Here is a 17,834-nt window from a genome sequence, read left to right as displayed (position 1 = left end):
CAAAATTAACAGCAAACGCGTAACCACGCCCTTGCCCAATATAGTCAACGAACCCCTACACACTTTTTTTGAGATAACACTCACTGAGGTGAAGGAAGTCCCATTATATTAACCCGCGGATAAAACCCAAAAAACAACACACAATGCCAATAATACAGTGCTTTTTTAACCAGGCCTGGTTAAAATAAGTGCCCAAAATGCCTTTAAATTTAAAGCCACAACTGTCAAAGGAAAAACGGATGGAATCAATCACTACAAACCGCCAGCAGTTCACCTTAAAGCAAACAACAGCTGCTCGTTTTTTGGCTATCCAAGTTAGCATCCTGAAAATGCCCTTGCTTGCCTTAATGCTCGCGGTGACCAGCTTTACTGCCACTGCTGAAACCGGCATAGTGCGCATTGCCACTGACCCCACCAATGCCAAAATTTATATCAATGGCCAACGCCAGCCCAACTCGCCCGAAGTGGTGGGGCAGTACACCGACCTTGAGCTTCCCAAGGGCGAATACAAAATTGAAGCCATCAAAGAAGAAACCGACTATGTGTATAAGGGCAGCAAAAACGATGTGTTTGTCAGCCCCAACTCACGTCAACCCCTTCTGATTAAACTTACTCCTACGCTGACCGAAGCGGGTAAAAAACGCCAAGCCGATGAACAAGCTGCCGCCAAAGCCGCTAAGCAAGCCGCCGCCGAACGCAAAAAAGCCGCCGAAGGCAAAGGCGTGGTCGTCAAAGGCAAGCTGATGTGGATGCGTTGCGCCATGGGGCAAACCTGGACAGGCAGCACCTGCTCAGGCAAAGAGAGTGAATATACTTGGCAGCAAGCTAAAGCACTGCGCCATAGCTTTGCCGGCTATTCCGACTGGCGATTGCCCACGCGTGAAGAGTTACTCAGTATTCGCTATTGCAGTACTGGCGTTGTCAAAAAAACCAGTAGTGATGGTGAGCCAGATAGCTATTGTGCTGATGGGAGTCAAGAACCAACCATAAATACCCGAGATTTCCCGAATACGCCAAAAAGAAGATTCTGGTCGTCGTCGGCGTATGCCGACGGCACCTACGGCGCGTGGTTTGTCAATTTCGACTTTGGCGGTGACTATTGGTTCAATAAGAACGATGGTCTTGCCGTGCGTCTCGTGCGCAGTCAGTAATTGGATTTTTGGCTTATGAACCTCACTACACGTACCCTCCTTGCCCTTGGGCTGGGTCTTTGCCTCGGCTCGGCACAGGCGTTATCGCTTAAAGACAGCGATACCTTAGATAAACTCGATGCGCTCGACCGTGGCGACCAGCAGGCGGTGCTGAACCAAGCCAAACAAGCCGCCAAAGACTGGAAGTTTGACGATGCCGAACGTTTGCTCAAACAGGCAAAAGTTATCGCTTATAACCCCGCCGCTGTTAAAGAAGTGGAAGCCCTGATTGCCACCAATAAGCAAGCAAAGGCGGATAAGGAAGAAAAAGAACGGCAACTCGCCGCACAACGCCAACGCGAAGCCGAAGCAAGGCGTGTGGCAAGTGCGTCATCGGCTTCGTCGACGGGAGGTGGCGTAGACTGCGACAGGCTTTATGGAAATTACAATTTGCAAGGATATTGCAGAACAAAAGATTGTTCGTATTTAAGCAACAATTCCAAAGTTCATTATTTGTGTGAAAGCTGCTTTGATGGTTCTTGCGCCTATGCTGCTTTGTATGATGGCTTTGATAATAAAGTGATGAAAAATCTTGCAGGTTTTGCGGCACATGGCAGTCTTATCTATGACGAAGGTATATCAAAAGATGCGGTTTATTCAGCAAACACTAACCACAGCAGTAGTTTCGAAGCGCGTAAGCAGTGGATTATTTATTACCTCAATAACTATACTCTTAAATAAAGCCCTTAACTATGTTAATGCTTAAGTTGTTTTTACGCAGTTTGTTAGATCACTTGTTGTTAATTGTGACCTATTTGTTGTTAGGCTTAGCTTGGTTGAGCAGTTTAGATTTGCCCATTGCTTTGGTAGGGCTGGTGGTTTTGCTAATTGGTTTGAATACGGCTTGGGTGCAAACAAACCATTATTACCCCGCCCCAAAACTCTTGGTGATTACCTTAGCTGGTTTTGTGATGGGCATGGGCGCTTTAGCCATCACACCCAAGGCGATTATCGTGGCTTTTATACTCACTTTGCTGATGATGCATTATCCCTGTAAAAACTGCATTCGTTACCGTTGGCCACACCAATTGCAGGGTCGGTAATGGGTGAGCAATCAGATGTTTTAGAACTGCTGTATAAACTCAACCGTTACGAGCAACTGCTGGCCCAAGCCACCCAAGCCTTTGGCGAAAACCATGCCGATGCCGACGCAGGGCTTTACCAACTGCTGGCGTTAATGCAACAAGGCAACTTTAGCACCGCACTGACGCGTGCCAATGCGCTGCAAGCGGTGTGTGGGTTTAGGAGTTTTTTCTGGTCGCTTAAAGCCGAGATTGCCTTGCAGCTTAAGCAATACAAGCTAGCCGAATCCGCCGCCCGCCAAGCAATCTCCATGAACCCCTTCAACGACGACCATCATGATACGCTGGGTACCGTGATGATGTATCAACGACAACTGGCTCAAGCCCAAAGCCACTTTGAAAAAGCACTGCAAATTAACCCCAAAAACCACCAGGCCTGGTTACATTTGGCCATGCTTTATGGCAGTTTAGAGCGCCCGGATATTGCAAAGGCCTATTTGCAAGACTTTTTAGCCCGCGAACCCCATCACGAATGGGCTTTGGAACTGCTGGCAGATTTTTCAAATTCTGCTCAAGATAAAACCAAAATTTGGCGACAGATTTTAACCCAAAATCCGCTTAACACCAGCGTGGCTAATCAGTTAAAACAATTACGCCAACAACAAATCAGCCTGTTGTGGATTATGCTGGTGCTGTTGAGTTTGGCGTTGTTAAGCCATGAAATTTCCGAATCTTACGGCAACCCCATTAAAGGTTTGGTGTTGGGAGTGGGCTTTGTGGTGAGTATTTGGGTATTTAGTTGGCAGCCCAAATGGCCAGCCATTATCTTGATTTTGCTGGTTTGTGTGGTGTCTTTTCCGCTGTATGAATTTAATTTGGGTAAGTTTTTAATGAGCGCGTTACTGGGCGGCATGCTAACTGTCATAGCCAGAGGATTTTATTTTGTGGTAGCGAGCATAACAGGCCGGTAAACTTGGATAAGCGTTTCTGCAATCGCATTTTTCAGGCAAGCAGTGCTTTCTTCTAAAGCCGTTGATTTTTAAGTTTGTTATACTAATTTCACTCTCACAAGACCCAAAGACAATGAAACTCAAAAAACTCCCGATTGGTATTCAAACCTTTAGCGAAATTCGTGAAGATGATTACGTTTACATCGATAAAACAGGACTGGCGTATGAGCTGTTGCAAAGCTATAAATATGCGTTCCTCAGTCGCCCACGTCGTTTTGGTAAATCGTTATTTCTCGATACCCTACGCAATATCTTTGAAGGCAACAAACATTTTTTCACAGGCCTAGCGATTGAGAATCAATGGGGTTGGGAAGTGAGTTATCCGGTGATTCGCGTGAGTTTTGCCTCCGGTAAAATTGAAAGCCGTGCGCAGCTTGACCAAAGCCTGTTACGCATTTTAAAGCAAAACCAACAAGACCTTGATATTCAATGCGAAGAGCTTGACAGTGTGGCAGGGTGCTTTGAAGAACTGATCCGCAAAGCCCACGCCAAATACAACCAAAAGGTCGTGGTACTGGTGGATGAATACGACAAACCCATTCTCGACAACATCAATTATACCGCAGTCGCACAAGAAATCCGTGACGGCTTAGTCAACTTCTATAGTGTGATTAAGGGCAGTGACGAGTTTTTAAGGTTTGCTTTTTTAACCGGTGTCAGCAAGTTCACCAAAACCTCGATTTTTAGTGGATTAAACAACATTACCGACATTTCACTGGACGAAGAATTTGGTGACATCTGTGGTTACAGTCAACACGATATTGACACGACCTTTAAACCTTACCTTGAAGGCGTGGACAGAGACAAGCTCAAAGAATGGTACAACGGCTACAATTTCTTGGGCAGTAAAATGTACAATCCATTCGACATTCTAAAATTCATCGCCAAGAACCATAAGTACGCCAATTACTGGTTTGAAAGCGGCACGCCCACCTTTTTAATAGAACTGATCAAAAAACAAAACTACTTTCTGCCCAACCTAGCCAATCTTCGGGTTGATGAAAAACTGCTCAATAGCTTTGATATTGATAATTTGGATTTAGAGGTGATTTTGTATCAAAGCGGTTATTTAACCATCGACAGCGTTACGCAAGATGAAGATGAGGACATCGTTTACACGCTGGTGGTGCCTAATCGAGAAGTCAAAACATCGTTAAATAAACACATTATTACCGCGCTTTATCAAGATGACAGCTTGAGAGCCAAGCCGCTCAGTCGTGCGCTGAGAGAACAAAACCCTGAAGACTTTAAACAGGCCTTGTTTAGTATATTCGCCAGCATTCCCTACAATAATTACACAAACAATAACATCAAAAACTACGAAGGCTTTTACGCCAGCGTCATTTATGTCTATTTGCAAAGTTTGGGACTCAATATCATTGGCGAAGACGTCACCAGCCAAGGCCGTATTGACCTAACGATTATTATGGAACAGGCCATTTATATTTTTGAATTCAAAGTCGATCACCTAGGTCAATTCAGCGGCCAACACAGCGCAAACGCACTGCAACAAATCAAAGAAAAGCGTTACGCCGACAAATACCGAGACGCTCAAAAACCCATCTACCTAATCGGCATTCATTTCGACACACAGCAGAAAAACATCAGTCAGTTTGAATGGGAGAAGGTATGAGCACCCCTGAAAAAATCCTAGTAGACGCCAATCAACCCCAAGCCACACGGTTTGAACCCTTATCCCCCAAATACTGGATAACCTTTGATCAAGTGGGTGGTCTAGATGAGCTCAAACGCCAAGCGCGGATGAAAATTATCGAACCGTTTAAAAACCCCGCTTTGTTTAAAAAGTTTAACAAATCTGCCGGTGGTGGTTTATTGCTGTATGGCCCACCGGGCTGTGGCAAAACCTACTTTGCCCGTGCAATTGCTGGCGAATGCGGCGCGGCCTTTTTTAATGTCAGTATCCACGACATTTTGGATATGTATTTAGGCAATAGCGAAAAAAACATCCAGTCCTTGTTTGCAACTGCCCGAGCACAACGCCCAGCGGTGATTTTTATTGATGAGATAGATGCCCTAGGGCGCAAACGCGAATTAATGCGCCATTCAGGGTTAACCACCACCATCAACCATTTTTTATCCGAATTAGACGGGGTAGAAAGCGATAACGAAAACCTATTAATCATTGGCGCCACCAATGCACCTTGGGATGTAGATGCAGCATTTCGTCGCCCTGGTCGATTTGATATGACACTTTTTGTACCGCCACCCGATGAAGTGGGGCGTGAACAAATCCTGCAAGGACTCCTAAAAGACCTGCCAATGGATAAGATAGATTATCCAGCGCTTGCGCAAGCCAGCATCAACTTTTCTGGGGCAGACATCAAAGGCTGGGTTGATCAAGTTAGTGAACAAATCCTCGAAGAAATTTTAGAAACCGGTCAAGAACGCAACATCACACAAACCGATATGCACCAGGCCCTCAAAAACCGCAAACCCAGCACTCTAGAATGGCTAGAATCCGCCAAAAATGTGGTTGAATACGCCAATCAAAGCGGCGTATATGATGAACTGGCTAACTACCTTGAACAAAACCCACCCACCAAAAAACGCAAAATGGGGTTTTTGTAACGCCTAAAACACAAAGATAACAACGGTGTTAAAAAAACTTAAACATAACCGTAAATGCTAAAGCATTCTAAAGCCAGCCTTCCCAATTTTTCAAAATAACAATGTGTCGAAGGTTTTAGCCTTCTTCAAAAGCGTATAACTCCTCATATAGCCACCTCCATTTTGTTCAAAATCCACTTAGTTAATAGCTTAAAATCTCACATAAAACTTTATTTATGTGGCAATAAATAAAATTTGCCTTCCTATTTTTCTTTGAGTATAATCACAAAAATTGTGGAATTTAAAAACCTGAAAAGAGTCAATAACTTAACTTGTTTTTTTGTAAGTTTTAAGCCAATTAGGCTTATGTAGGTGTTTATGGCTATGGCACACTACAGTCGCAACAACTTCAATCGTGCCTGTTTGGTGCGTGGCTGACAGCGGCTTTGGGGCTTTTATATTAATCACTAAAATTTAGTCCAAAGACAACACACAATGCCAATAATACAGTGCTTTTTTAACCAGGCCTGGTAAAAATAAGTGCCCAAAATGCCTTTAAATTTAAAAATGAGACCTTTGCATGAGTCAGGTGCGAAAGAAAAATAAGGAAAAATTTGCCAGATTGGGGCGGAAAACGCAGTGAATAGCTAGCTATTCACAAGTTTTTCAACAAAAATCAGGTGAATTTTAACCATTTTTATTCGTGCAGTGAGTCGTGCAATGGTCTCAAATAAACTCAGCCCAATCCTCAAGCTGACTTTAAAATCACAACTGTCAAAGGAAAAACTGATGGAAACAATCACGTCAAACCGCCAGCCACCTGCATCAACTAAAAGATTTAAAATGAAATCTCGATTCAAGCAACAACTATTGTCTGGTTTATTGGCTTTAGCTTTTTCGCAACCAATTTGGGCTGGGTATGATGAGGGAAGAATAGCCTTTAAAAACAAGGATTATGCATTAGCCGTAAAGGAATGGACGTTATCAGCAAGGCAAGGCGATCAGCGCTCACAAAATGCACTTGGATTAATGTATAAAAGTGGACGAGGCGTTACAAAAGATCTTGAAAAAGCCGCTTATTGGTACACCAAAGCCGCAGAGCAAGGCAGTGGTGTTGCGCAATCTAATCTTGGAGAGATGTATGCTGATGGTAAAGGTGTTACTCAAGATTATAAAAAAGCTGCCTATTGGTACACCAAAGCCGCAGAGCAAGGGGATGTAAAAACGCAAAAGATTCTTGGATTAATGTATCTCGATGGGGAAGGTGTTACTCAAGATTATAAAAAAGCTGTCTATTGGTTTACCAAAGCCGCAGAGAAAGGGGATGCCAGTGCGCAAAATACTATTGGTGGCATGTATGCAGAAGGTTATGGCGTTACTCAAGATAGTAAAAAAGCCGTTGAGTGGTACATCAAAGCCGCAGAGCAAGGTAATGCCACGGCGCAAAACAATCTTGAGCTGATGTTTAAAGCTGGTCAATTTGACAAAAAAGCCTATGAAGAGGAGCGCATTGCCAAACAAAAAGCCTATGAAGAGGAGAAACAAAAAGCCGATGCGGAAAACAAAATTTTACTAGCAAAACAAGGCTATATTGACAACCAGGACGGCACCATTACCGACACCAAAACCAACCTCACCTGGATGCGCTGTAGCCTAGGCCAAACTTGGACAGGCAGCAGTTGTTCAGGGGAAGCTAAATCATTTGATGAATGGAAAACAGCCATCAATTGGGGAAAAAACACCACTTATGCTGGAAAATCGGATTGGCGTTTACCCACCGTTGAAGAATTGCATTCTTTAGTTTATTGCAGCTCTGGCCAGCAAAGAGAGTTCCGTATGGCTGACGATGGCAGAAATAGATTTGCTCATCAAGACGGTGAATGGCTAGATGGTCGCTGTGAAGGCAATTTTCAAGCACCGACTATCTTCAGCACGGCCTTCCCTAATACACCAAATGTTGGGGGATTAATCTCAGTATTTTATTTGACGGTTTCTTCATTTTTGGAGCGCAACAAGGAAAATGGTAGAGTAGTTTACCGCGCTTTAGTTTCTTTCGATAGTGGCGAACCCTATGAAATGATTTATGCATCGGATTATGTTTGGAAGTTTGTGCGTCTGGTGCGTGGCGGAGAGCAGCAATCATCTAAAACACCAAAAAAATAAGATCTTAGCGTCAGATTTAGAAAGATTAAATTTTATTCGAGTATACAAAAAAGATTATATTATTTATCTACTTGCATCAGTTCCAGATCTTTCTGGGAAATCTTTTACAGATCCAGATGGGAGCAAAGCTTACAGTAGTGAGTTACGATTATTAAAGATTTCGCCAACTGGTGAATTTGTTAATATTGTGATCGATACCTTTTTCCCACTATTGAGTGCACCACATAATAGTGGTGGTATGTACATTGATGGAACTAAAATTCATGTATTTGTCAATAGCAAAGAAAGTAACGCTACCTATGCAATGTCAGGTTATTCCTATTTCGTGGATTTAGAAAGTATGGCAGTTACGAATAAGTCTCAGCTTTTCTCTAACGCAAACTGGGGCTGGTTCCCTGTTATTCAACAAGATGGCCGGGTTAGCCACTTTAGTTTTGCCGGTTATTATAGTTATCTTGGGGTAAGTATTACCTGAAACAATGGTTACAGAATGGGTTAATAATCATGTAAACGCTTCTGGGGGATTGGTTCTACCAGATGAGGTGCGTGCGCTTGATGATGCGGCTAGATCTAAAATAATTGAAAAGATTGTTGAGTATGCGCACTAAAATTTGGAATAGAAATAATGGCTTAGAAAGACTGAAATTATCAGTGAGATGCACAATCAGTGGCAGATAATTTGAACAAATTAGTCATAGAATTGCTCAATTTGAATTCCCCCACTTGAATTCCCCCACTTGAATGCCGATGACACAAACTGTGTCCAATTATCCAAAACCACATAAAACAAGGAGTAAAAATGCAAGTAGCTTGCTATTCCATGCGTTCCTCGCCGCAATCAGGCATTTTTATCTCATTTTTGCCTCTCACCCGCTCGAACAAAGGTTCTTAAAGTTACGTGAAGCAAAAATTTTTTATCTTAAACGTGACTTAAAAATGTTCATAAAAGGATAATTTATTGCTATTGCTAATAAATTTATGTTGAAGTAGAATGCGAAATTTTAGATTATCCATAAGATTATAAGCAGTTTCCTAACTTAAGAAACGTAGCCGAAATTATGTCCTTGCGTTGTTATTATTTAACAATTTGTATCAGATAAAAAAGGAGAATTGTTGTGAAAAAATTACTGTTGTTATCTTTATTGGCGTTTCAAGTTGAAGCTAACCAAGAAATTATCGAGCCTTTACCAATGTTTGGCGTATCGTCAAGTGTTACACGTGATGCAGTAGACCTTAGTTATAGTAACCGCCAATTAACTTGCCCGAATCCTAAAGATATAAAGTTTGCTTCGAATGTAAATGTTCAAATTAACTTCGAAGAAGAAAAGTCAGGAAGCTTACTGGTATTAGGGTACGACTCTGCAGAAATACCTGCTTCCGCAATTGAAAAAATTGTATTTAATCAACAAAAATCTGTTGAAGTCGATTACAAACGCCTTGAAGGTGTACCTAACTTATATTATTTTATTTTTGATCAACAAGAATTTCAGTACTCTTGCGGTGCAATTTTATTATCCCAGTAAGGACTAAGTCATGTACTTAATCAAAGTTACGTTTCTCTTTTTTTTGTTTGTGCTTTTAGCTGGCTGTTCAGCACAAAGAGATAGTCTTCCAAAGATGTTAATGTACGAGCAACCTGTGATTGCTAAGTCTATTCAAAGTTCTAATATGGTGGATACTGCAGAAGGAATAGATATAAATTCTTCGGGTGAAGTTGTGGTTAAGGCTTCCGGCAGACCAATTTTGACACTTATAGATGAACTTGCATACAAGCGTCGTTTTAATTACACCATTGAAGGTCAAATTCCAGATACTCTCAGGCCAGAAATTGTTGATGCGAGCTGCAGAAAAAATAAATCTTATGAGGAATGCGGTAAGTGGATATTTAAAAATGAAGAAGACTTTTTCAGTACATTGATGATTTGGTTAAGTACGCCACAACTTTCAAAATCTCAAGTGCCTTTTGAAGTACTCCAAACAGCGGATGGATTTAAGTTTAGACCTAAGGATTCTAGTTTAAGGACGCAAGCTTTTAAAAAAGTATTCTTATTTAACCTCACCAGCATTGAAGCACAAGCACAGCTAAATACATTATTCCCTTCTTCCGATGACAAGCCATTAAAAATAGTTAGTATCCCTTCCCAGAATGCATTAGTTATCAACGAGCCTCTTGAATTGTTGGAAAGGATTGGTAATATTTTTTTATCGGTAGATGCTGATGCGCCCCAGGTACTTATAGAATCACGCGTATTTGAATATGATGAAGCATTGAATAGAAAAATTGGTACTGCTCTGCAATATGCAGAACAATCAAAAGACATGACGTATGGACTAAGTACAATATTTGGACAAAACTTAACTACTGAAATTGGTAATTTGCTTATTAATCAAACTGACACTGAGCGTAAACAAACCATCCTAGCCAGTTTAGCATTTGAAGCAGCAGATAGCGGCGTCAAGATTTTAGCTGAGCCTAGATTAATGGTAAAACCAGGCAAACAATCTTCTATTTATCTTAATTCTGTGAAGTATGTCTCACTTACGGGTATCCAAACTGTACAGCTAGAAAAAATTGAAACAGGTATTGAGTTTAAGGTAACCCCCACCATACTGAGTGAAAAATCTATTTTGCTAGAAATAGAAATAAAACAAAGTGAATTTTTACCCAATTCAGAGCCAGGTGTTTCACAAAACACAAATGAAAATAGGATTAATACATCCATTGTGGTTAATGATGGAGAATTAATTTCACTTGGCGGCATTTACTTAGATAAAGCTGATACTGGCTCCTATGGTTTACCTTATCTCAAAGATGCCCCAGGGTTAGGTTGGTTGTTTGGCAGCAGCTCCTCTACTAAAAGCCGGGGAGCAATTGAGTTTATGATTCGTCCTACGATTAAGAACATTAAGAAGCGAATTGAAGACAACCAAGAAAAAATGCTGGATTTTACGAAAGAAAGAGAAAAAGAAGAGGCAGAGTAATAATCATTCAGGCAATGACAGTAGGTCGTCTCATCTTTAAAGAACAGTAACTATCAAGAACACCGAATATCAAAGAGCAGCATATGAAGACATTCACTAAACTCCTATTCATTGGCCTTGTGGGCGTTTTTGCAACCACTCTGTCTGCTAAAGAAGAGGTCATTGGCTGTAACGATGTCATCAAAAAAGACCCTGTAGATAAAAATTTAGTTAAAAGCATCTGCTTTGCTGATGGTGAAAAAAATAAAGATAAAAAGTATGGAGACGCCTCTTGGTATTATCTTTTTGCTGAGGCGTTCGACCAAAGCATCGCTATGGCGAACAAATCCATCCTTGAGGACAAGGAATTTTTCGCTGCTTCAAACAGTGGGCATAGCACCCTCTTGAAGGGTGATATAGCAAAAGCCAAGGAGCACTACAGCTTGTTTCTCAAACACCTTAATGATGATGAAGCAATGCAAGAAGATTTTCAGTTGCTGCTTAAGCATTTTCCAGACAAAGCCACCTTGATACACCAAGGAATGGCTGTATGGAATCAAATGCTCCAGCCATACAGCGAAACAGCATCATTGAAGAAAAAGTACAAAGAGCAAAAGAAACAGAAAGATTACCAAGGCGCATTGGAGACATTAGCGCAACTATTAACGATTTCGAAAAATCTAGGGGAAGATAGTCTGGCTTTGTCTGATGTTTATGCTGGCTTTAGCAGTGTTTATGACGCGATGGATGATTATAACAAAGAGCTAAAATATCGCCTAAAACGACTCGAAATACAGGAAAAAGCGTTAGGTACTGAGCATCCCAATACATTAACCAGCATGAATAATCTCGCTGTTACCTACGGCGATCTGGGTCGTCATGCCGACGCTTTGGTGCTGAATGAAAAAGTACTGGCATTGCGTGAAAAGACTTTGGGTGCTGAGCATCCTGATACCCTAATCAGCATGAACAATCTCTCTTTTACCTATTACAATTTGGGTCGGTATGCCGATGCCTTGGTGCTATTCGAAAAAGTGCTGGCATTGCGTGAAAAGGTCTTGGGTTCTGAGCATCCTGATACGCTAAGCAGCATGAATAATCTCGCTGTTACCTATGGCGAGCTGGGTCGCTATGCCAATGCCTTGGTGCTTGAGGAAAAAGTACTGGCATTGCGTGAAAAGGTCTTGGGTTCTGAGCACGAAAAAACCCTAACCAGCATGAATAATCTCGCTGTTACCTACAGCAAGCTAGGTCGCCATGCAGATGCCTTGGTGCTTGAAGAAAAAATACTGGCATTGCGTGAAAAGGTCTTGGGTGCTGAGTATCCTGATACGCTAAGCAGCATGAATAATCTCGCTTCTACCTATGGCAAGTTGGGTCGCCATGCCGATGCCTTGGTGCTTCAGGAAAAAATACTGGCATTGCGTGAAAAGGTTTCTGGCGCAGAGCATCCCGATACCCTAACCAGCATGAATAATCTCGCTGTTACCTATCGTGATTTGGGTCGGTATGCAGATGCCTTGGTGCTATTCGAAAAAGTGCTGGCATTGTTTGAAAAGACTTTGGGTGTAGAGCATCCTGATACGCTAACTAGCATGAATAATCTCGCTTCTACCTATGGCAAGTTGGGTCGTCATGCCGATGCCTTGGTGCTGAATGAAAAAGTACTGGCATTGCGTGAAAAGACTTTGGGTGCTGAGCATCCTGACACCCTAACCAGCATGAATAATCTCGCTTATACCTACGGCGATCTGGGTCGTCATGCCGACGCTTTGGTGCTGAATGAAAAAGTACTGGCATTGCGTGAAAAGACTTTGGGTGCTGAGCATCCTGACACCCTAACCAGCATGAATAATCTCGCTTATACCTACGGCGATCTGGGTCGTCATGCCGATGCCTTAGTGCTTAAAGAAAAGGTATTGGCGTTGCGTGAAAAGGTCTTGGGTTCTGAGCACGAAAAAACCCTAACCAGCATGAAAAAACCCTAACCAGCATGAATAATCTCGCTTCTACCTACAGCAAGCTGGGTCGCCATGCCGATGCCTTGGTGCTTAAAGAAAAAGTATTGGCATTGCTTGAAAAGACTTTGGGTGCGGAGCATCCTGATACCCTAATCAGCATGAATAATCTGGCTGGCACCTACAGCGAGCTAGGTCGCCATGCCGATGCCTTGGTGCTTAAAGAAAAAGTATTGGCATTGTTTGAAAAGACTTTGGGTGCGGAGCATCCTGATACCCTAATCAGCATGAATAATCTGGCTGGCACCTACAGCGAGCTAGGTCGCCATGTCGATGCCTTGGCATTATTATCAAAGCGTAATGAAAGCTATGAGCATTGGTTTGCAGTGCAGCAAGGTCTGTTAACCCCAGAAGAACAACAACAGGTGTTAGAACAAAATCGTTCAACGTTGAATTATCATTTGCGCTTACTAGCCAAGCAAGATCAGGGGGATGAAGCCTTGGTATTAGCCGATCGCAATAAAGCCCGTTATTTATTTGCGCAATTATCGCAGCAAAATGCGCTGGATAAAGCCAATATCAGCGTTGCTGACCGTCAAGCTTATGACCAGCTTCGTCAAATGCTATTACAGGTCAATGAACGACTGGCTAAAGCAGAGCGTGACCAGACACCACTGGCAGAACTACAAAACAGCAACGCGATCTGTTACAACAACAAAGCCAACTCATTAAACGCCTGCAAGACACCTATCCTGTGTTTGCCCAATATTCTCGTCCGCAAACCCTAGACTTAGATCAAGCAACTTCTCTCATGCAACAGCATCTACCCAAGGGCAGTGTGGTCAGTTTTTGGCAAGATGGTGAACTCAACGACAGCTATCTCGCCTTTGTCATGAGTGCTGATGGCAAGGTGGTTACACAACGCATCAAAAAGGACAACTTAAAACGCAGCCTACAAGCCTATCGAGAAATCACCGCCTTTCATGGCAGCGTGATCGACTATATGAAAGAAACTCGAAAAACCCTTTGGCGCCATGCCGATGGCTCCTTTGAAGTTTCCGCCAGTATGCCAGCCCAGCTCACCTTCAAAGACCGCGTCATGCACATCGAATCACTACAAGCATACATCAGCGATAGCCTGCTCGGTCCTATCTGGTCAAACATAGCCGAAGCCAAAAGCCTGCTGATTTCACCTGATAGCGATTTAGCCCTCGTTGCCTTTGAAGCCTTAACCACGCCTAATGGCAAAAGACTGATTGAAGAAAAAGACATCAGCTACACGCCATCACTCTCTATCTGGATCAACACTCACCAGCGCCAAGCCAGCTACAACCAACAGCAACGTCTCAGCCTATTAGCCCTAGCTAATCCAGACTACAGTCAACAGCAAAGCGATCAAAAAGCAGCCAACAGCTCACTGCCGATGATCACGCAACGCGGGCAGACTGTACAAAGAGACCAACTTTTTTGGGTTGACCTGCCGGGCACAGAAATAGAAGCCAAGCGTATTGCCAGCATCTACCCCGACCTGACGCTCAAGACAGGCAAAGATGCCAGTAAACATTGGCTCGTTGAACAAAACCAAACGGGCACACTAAAACAATACAAACAACTGCACTTTGCTACCCATGGCTACCTTGACGACAGCGACCCCATGCAATCCTCGTTGGTACTCAGCTTTGATCAAGGCAAAGCACAAGCCTATCTCAGTGCACAGGACATTTACAAACTCGACTTACAAAGTGACCTGACCGTCTTGTCTGCCTGCAACACCGCCGCCAACGAAGCCAAAGCAGGCGTAGGCGTGGTGGGCTTACCCTTTGCGTTGTACATGGCAGGTAATCAAAGCACGCTAATGACGCTTTGGTCGGTGGATGACAAAGTCACTGCGGCTTACATGCAACGCTTTTACGAACTGGTGAAAGAAGGCGTTAAACCCGCACAAGCCAATAGCCAGGTCAAACGAGAGTTTATAACCCAAACCAAGTATGCGGGTGTGAATATCTGGGCGCCTTTTGTTTATTATGGGATTTGAGAGATGATAAGAAAAATAAGAATAACAACCAACAGATTGTTAATGTCAAAAATAGACACTACGGGTTTTATTTTATGCTTTATTTCTGATTAGTTTGTTCAACTGAAGATAAGTTAATGAAATCGAAACTTGTTCGATTATATTTTTTGCATAGACTCATTTTCTATGGGCGCTCTTTACATGGAAGATTCTTACGCAACCCATTACCATTCATTTTCAGGAATTGGTATAACTGGAGTCGATTAAGACAGGATTTTATCCAGAACTTGGCCATAGGCTTACTGTTGGCTGCCTTGGTTTCAATTCTTTTGGCGCTGTCCGTTCCCTTCGTAATTCAGATGAAGAATATGGCCTTAGAAGTAGGAATGAACTTATGGGCTGACAGACCAAGCAAGACACAATTTTTGTTTATTGATGTCGATGATGAAACCTATCGAAATGAATGGTGGGGTGGTGGAGAACCGAGAGTGAACCCACGGAAACCAATTACAGAGCTGTTAGAAAAGTTATTTGAAGCCGGCGTACCAATAGTGATGCTTGATTTCAATTTTGATACATTGACCGAATCTAGTGTATCCGAACTGGAAAAGACGCTGCATAAACAAGACGAAGCTTTCAGAGATAGGGTCAAAGTCATTCTTCAGAACCACCCTGATAGGCGTTTGCTCTACGTAAAGTCCTTCCAAAAACCCCTGCAAAGTAACACTTTTCAGGTATTGCGCCCCTCAGCTCTTGATGAGTTGGCGACCTACTTTCCAGAACAAGTTTTCCCGGTAGCACCTAACTTTGTGGTATCACCACAAGATAGACAAATACGATATTGGCGGCTTTGGGAGAGTGCCTGTCAGGTCCTCGATCCTAAGAAAGATGGCAAAGGTCGTTGGGTGGTGGTTCCTTCGCCACAACTCGTACTTTACGCATTAAGTCGATCATCTAACAAACCAGATCTGCCACCATGGGGCTTGGCTACCTCAAAGGAATTAATAACGGCAACCTGCGCGGTGGATAACTCACTGACTGCCGTCAGAGAACAGGGAGAAAATTCAGCCCGAGCAGATTATCAAGCTGGGCAATGGGTCTGGAAAACTTTTGGTGAATGCTACGAACAAGATTTGTTTAGCAGCGATCAGTGTGTAAATAACACTGAATTCAATAAAGATACGTCTCCATGGGCGGTTGATAGTTATTCTCGGGGAGAAAATCTAGGTAATCGAATTCTATATCGCTACAGTTATTCCGACATCATCCAAAGAGGAGATAATATAGACAAGATTGTACCGACTGTAATTTTCGAAAAAGCCCTCAACTTCAAAGATAAAAATTTAACTTTTGAGCCGATGCCATTCGTTGCTATTTTGGGGGCATCCTATGAGGATAGTAGAGATTGGCATCACACCCCGTTGGGAAAAATGCCAGGAATAATGATATTAGCAAATGCAATTGACACCATGCAAAACACTGGACTGTTGGTTCCGCCTAATCCATGGGTCAATGCAGTATTTGTTGTAATTATGTTAGTTTTAGTGAGTTTTCTATTTGCGGCACTTCCGCAATTTTGGGTATCTACCCTGTTGCTTGTTACTATTGCTATAGCACTTTACTCCTTTTCTCTATGGTTAGTACAAGAGCATGGTATTTGGTTGGACCTTACCATACCTATTATGGCTATCTATCTAAATATGCAGATTTTTCGTAGGCGTCAAGGTGTGCACGGTGTGTCCTCCTAGCTTCATTTTTTGGGTTGTATAGTGCAATAAAATAAATGTTGTATTGTGTGCGAGCATTCTGTTTTTTTACAGTTGACTTGGATGTTTTTGATTGTATATTGTTTGGAACGATTATGACAAACACTCAGAGACATCTTTTTGATTAGAACTGCATGGTATAAATTATTTCTTAAATGGGGGGATTCGATGATTGCATTTAATTTTGCTACTGCTTTGGTGATGAGCTTTTGTTGTTCATTCTATGTATTTGCGGCAGGCCACTCGGATTCAGCTGTCCTTAATAAAGTTGATCCTCCGGATGCCTTGCAGTCAGTTTTTGTAGAACGAAACAATATCAAAATTGAACCAATGCTTGGTATGGCTATTTTGGTTGGGGATAAAATTACTTTGGCAAGTAAAAGTGCAGCAGTACTTCTTGTTGCAAAAAACGGTCAAAGAAAATGGGTAAGATACCCAGAAAGCCCATACGTTTTTAGTATTGACTCTCCTAGTTTAGTGGATAGCTTCTTTAAAATTGCCAATACTTATGGATTGCTTCGTGATGTCATACCGAATGATGGGAAAATGGAGATAGCCCAAGCTTCAGTTAGAGGTATAGATACAACGGTGCAGAACTATGACGCAGGATGTGGCTGTGTTGATTGTCCTATCCTTATTCCAACAGTTACAGAACAGCCCTCGGTAAAGCTTGTAGCAGGAGAGCGAGCTTTAGCCCTTTATTGGGTTGGCGGCAAGTCTCCATATAAAGTTCGTCTTTTGAAAAATGAAAAAGTAATTCAGGAATTTGTTGGAATTAAAGATGTTTGTCACTTTTCGTTAACAAAGCACAATTGGCAACCAGGGGTTTATACGCTGGAATTATCAGATAAAAATGAAGCAAATAACTGGCAGGAAAAAACACTTACGTTTGTTGATGTAAGTGATTTACCATCTTTCCCAGATGCACTCAGTTCATCTGAACTTGATTTGGATGAGCGCACTCTTCTTCAAGCTGATTGGCTTGCTAGGCAAGGCGATGGTGAATGGCAATTAGAGGCCGTGCAAAGAGTATTCCCCTTGGTTGGTCGGCACAAACTAGCAGACGATTGGATGCATTATTGGGCTCGTGGTCAGTGGCCTTGAGTTTTTAAAAACGTCATGGCTACTTAGTTGTTCAGGAATTTGGAATAATCAGTAGATATCAAGAAAACCGAATATCAA

Annotated in this window: 16 protein-coding genes; all 16 read left to right on the top strand. The window is 42.5% G+C overall.

Translation table 11 applies throughout. The annotated features are described in order from the left end of the window. Window positions 1-239: 239 nt before the first annotated feature. Window positions 240-1,151 (top strand): Lcl C-terminal domain-containing protein, encoded by a 912-nt coding sequence (locus THMIRH_RS11585; RefSeq protein ID WP_173292246.1) that lies wholly within the window; start codon window positions 240-242, stop codon window positions 1,149-1,151. Window positions 1,152-1,166: 15 nt separating this feature from the next. Beyond that, window positions 1,167-1,871: a hypothetical protein gene (locus tag THMIRH_RS11580; protein WP_173292245.1), complete on the top strand. Its 705-nt coding sequence runs from the start codon at window positions 1,167-1,169 to the stop codon at window positions 1,869-1,871. Between the two features lie 11 nt (window positions 1,872-1,882). Continuing rightward, window positions 1,883-2,233, top strand: a complete 351-nt coding sequence (locus THMIRH_RS11575) for a hypothetical protein (protein WP_173292244.1) — start codon at window positions 1,883-1,885, stop codon at window positions 2,231-2,233. Beyond that, on the top strand, window positions 2,233-3,183 hold the full coding sequence (locus THMIRH_RS11570) for a tetratricopeptide repeat protein (RefSeq protein WP_173292243.1): 951 nt from the start codon (window positions 2,233-2,235) through the stop codon (window positions 3,181-3,183). Before THMIRH_RS11575 ends, THMIRH_RS11570 begins: the two co-directional genes overlap by 1 nt. A gap of 112 nt (window positions 3,184-3,295) precedes the next feature. Then, on the top strand, window positions 3,296-4,855 hold the full coding sequence (locus THMIRH_RS11565; protein ID WP_173292242.1) for an ATP-binding protein: 1,560 nt from the start codon (window positions 3,296-3,298) through the stop codon (window positions 4,853-4,855). Continuing rightward, complete coding sequence (locus THMIRH_RS11560) at window positions 4,852-5,811, top strand: ATP-binding protein (RefSeq protein ID WP_173292241.1); 960 nt, start codon at window positions 4,852-4,854, stop codon at window positions 5,809-5,811. Before THMIRH_RS11565 ends, THMIRH_RS11560 begins: the two co-directional genes overlap by 4 nt. A gap of 699 nt (window positions 5,812-6,510) precedes the next feature. After that, window positions 6,511-7,953, top strand: coding sequence for an Lcl domain-containing protein (locus THMIRH_RS11555; protein ID WP_173292240.1), 1,443 nt, complete (start codon window positions 6,511-6,513; stop codon window positions 7,951-7,953). Beyond that, window positions 7,913-8,428 (top strand): hypothetical protein, encoded by a 516-nt coding sequence (locus tag THMIRH_RS11550; protein ID WP_173292239.1) that lies wholly within the window; start codon window positions 7,913-7,915, stop codon window positions 8,426-8,428. Before THMIRH_RS11555 ends, THMIRH_RS11550 begins: the two co-directional genes overlap by 41 nt. A gap of 4 nt (window positions 8,429-8,432) precedes the next feature. Continuing rightward, window positions 8,433-8,561, top strand: a complete 129-nt coding sequence (locus THMIRH_RS12155; RefSeq protein WP_279585848.1) for a hypothetical protein — start codon at window positions 8,433-8,435, stop codon at window positions 8,559-8,561. A gap of 507 nt (window positions 8,562-9,068) precedes the next feature. After that, window positions 9,069-9,476, top strand: a complete 408-nt coding sequence (locus THMIRH_RS11545; protein WP_173292238.1) for a hypothetical protein — start codon at window positions 9,069-9,071, stop codon at window positions 9,474-9,476. A gap of 10 nt (window positions 9,477-9,486) precedes the next feature. Further along, the gene (locus THMIRH_RS11540; RefSeq protein ID WP_173292237.1) at window positions 9,487-10,935 is read left to right on the top strand and encodes a type II secretion system protein GspD; all 1,449 of its coding nucleotides are present in this window, start codon (window positions 9,487-9,489) and stop codon (window positions 10,933-10,935) included. Window positions 10,936-11,018: 83 nt separating this feature from the next. Then, window positions 11,019-12,902 carry a tetratricopeptide repeat protein gene (locus THMIRH_RS11535; protein WP_173292236.1) on the top strand — a complete coding sequence of 628 codons (1,884 nt, stop codon included), beginning with the start codon at window positions 11,019-11,021 and terminating at the stop codon, window positions 12,900-12,902. Window positions 12,903-12,907: 5 nt separating this feature from the next. Further along, window positions 12,908-13,660 carry a tetratricopeptide repeat protein gene (locus THMIRH_RS11530; protein ID WP_173292235.1) on the top strand — a complete coding sequence of 251 codons (753 nt, stop codon included), beginning with the start codon at window positions 12,908-12,910 and terminating at the stop codon, window positions 13,658-13,660. Continuing rightward, window positions 13,627-14,907 carry a CHAT domain-containing protein gene (locus THMIRH_RS11525; protein WP_173292234.1) on the top strand — a complete coding sequence of 427 codons (1,281 nt, stop codon included), beginning with the start codon at window positions 13,627-13,629 and terminating at the stop codon, window positions 14,905-14,907. Before THMIRH_RS11530 ends, THMIRH_RS11525 begins: the two co-directional genes overlap by 34 nt. Window positions 14,908-15,023: 116 nt before the next feature. Then, window positions 15,024-16,634, top strand: coding sequence for a CHASE2 domain-containing protein (locus THMIRH_RS11520; protein ID WP_173292233.1), 1,611 nt, complete (start codon window positions 15,024-15,026; stop codon window positions 16,632-16,634). A 186-nt stretch (window positions 16,635-16,820) separates the two neighbouring features. Next, window positions 16,821-17,756: a hypothetical protein gene (locus tag THMIRH_RS11515; RefSeq protein ID WP_173292232.1), complete on the top strand. Its 936-nt coding sequence runs from the start codon at window positions 16,821-16,823 to the stop codon at window positions 17,754-17,756. The last annotated feature ends 78 nt before the right edge of the window (window positions 17,757-17,834 follow it).

This window comes from Thiosulfativibrio zosterae, from assembly GCF_011398155.1.
Classification (GTDB): Bacteria; Pseudomonadota; Gammaproteobacteria; order Thiomicrospirales; family Thiomicrospiraceae; genus Thiosulfativibrio; species Thiosulfativibrio zosterae.
This window is presented reverse-complemented; position numbering and strand designations above follow the sequence as displayed.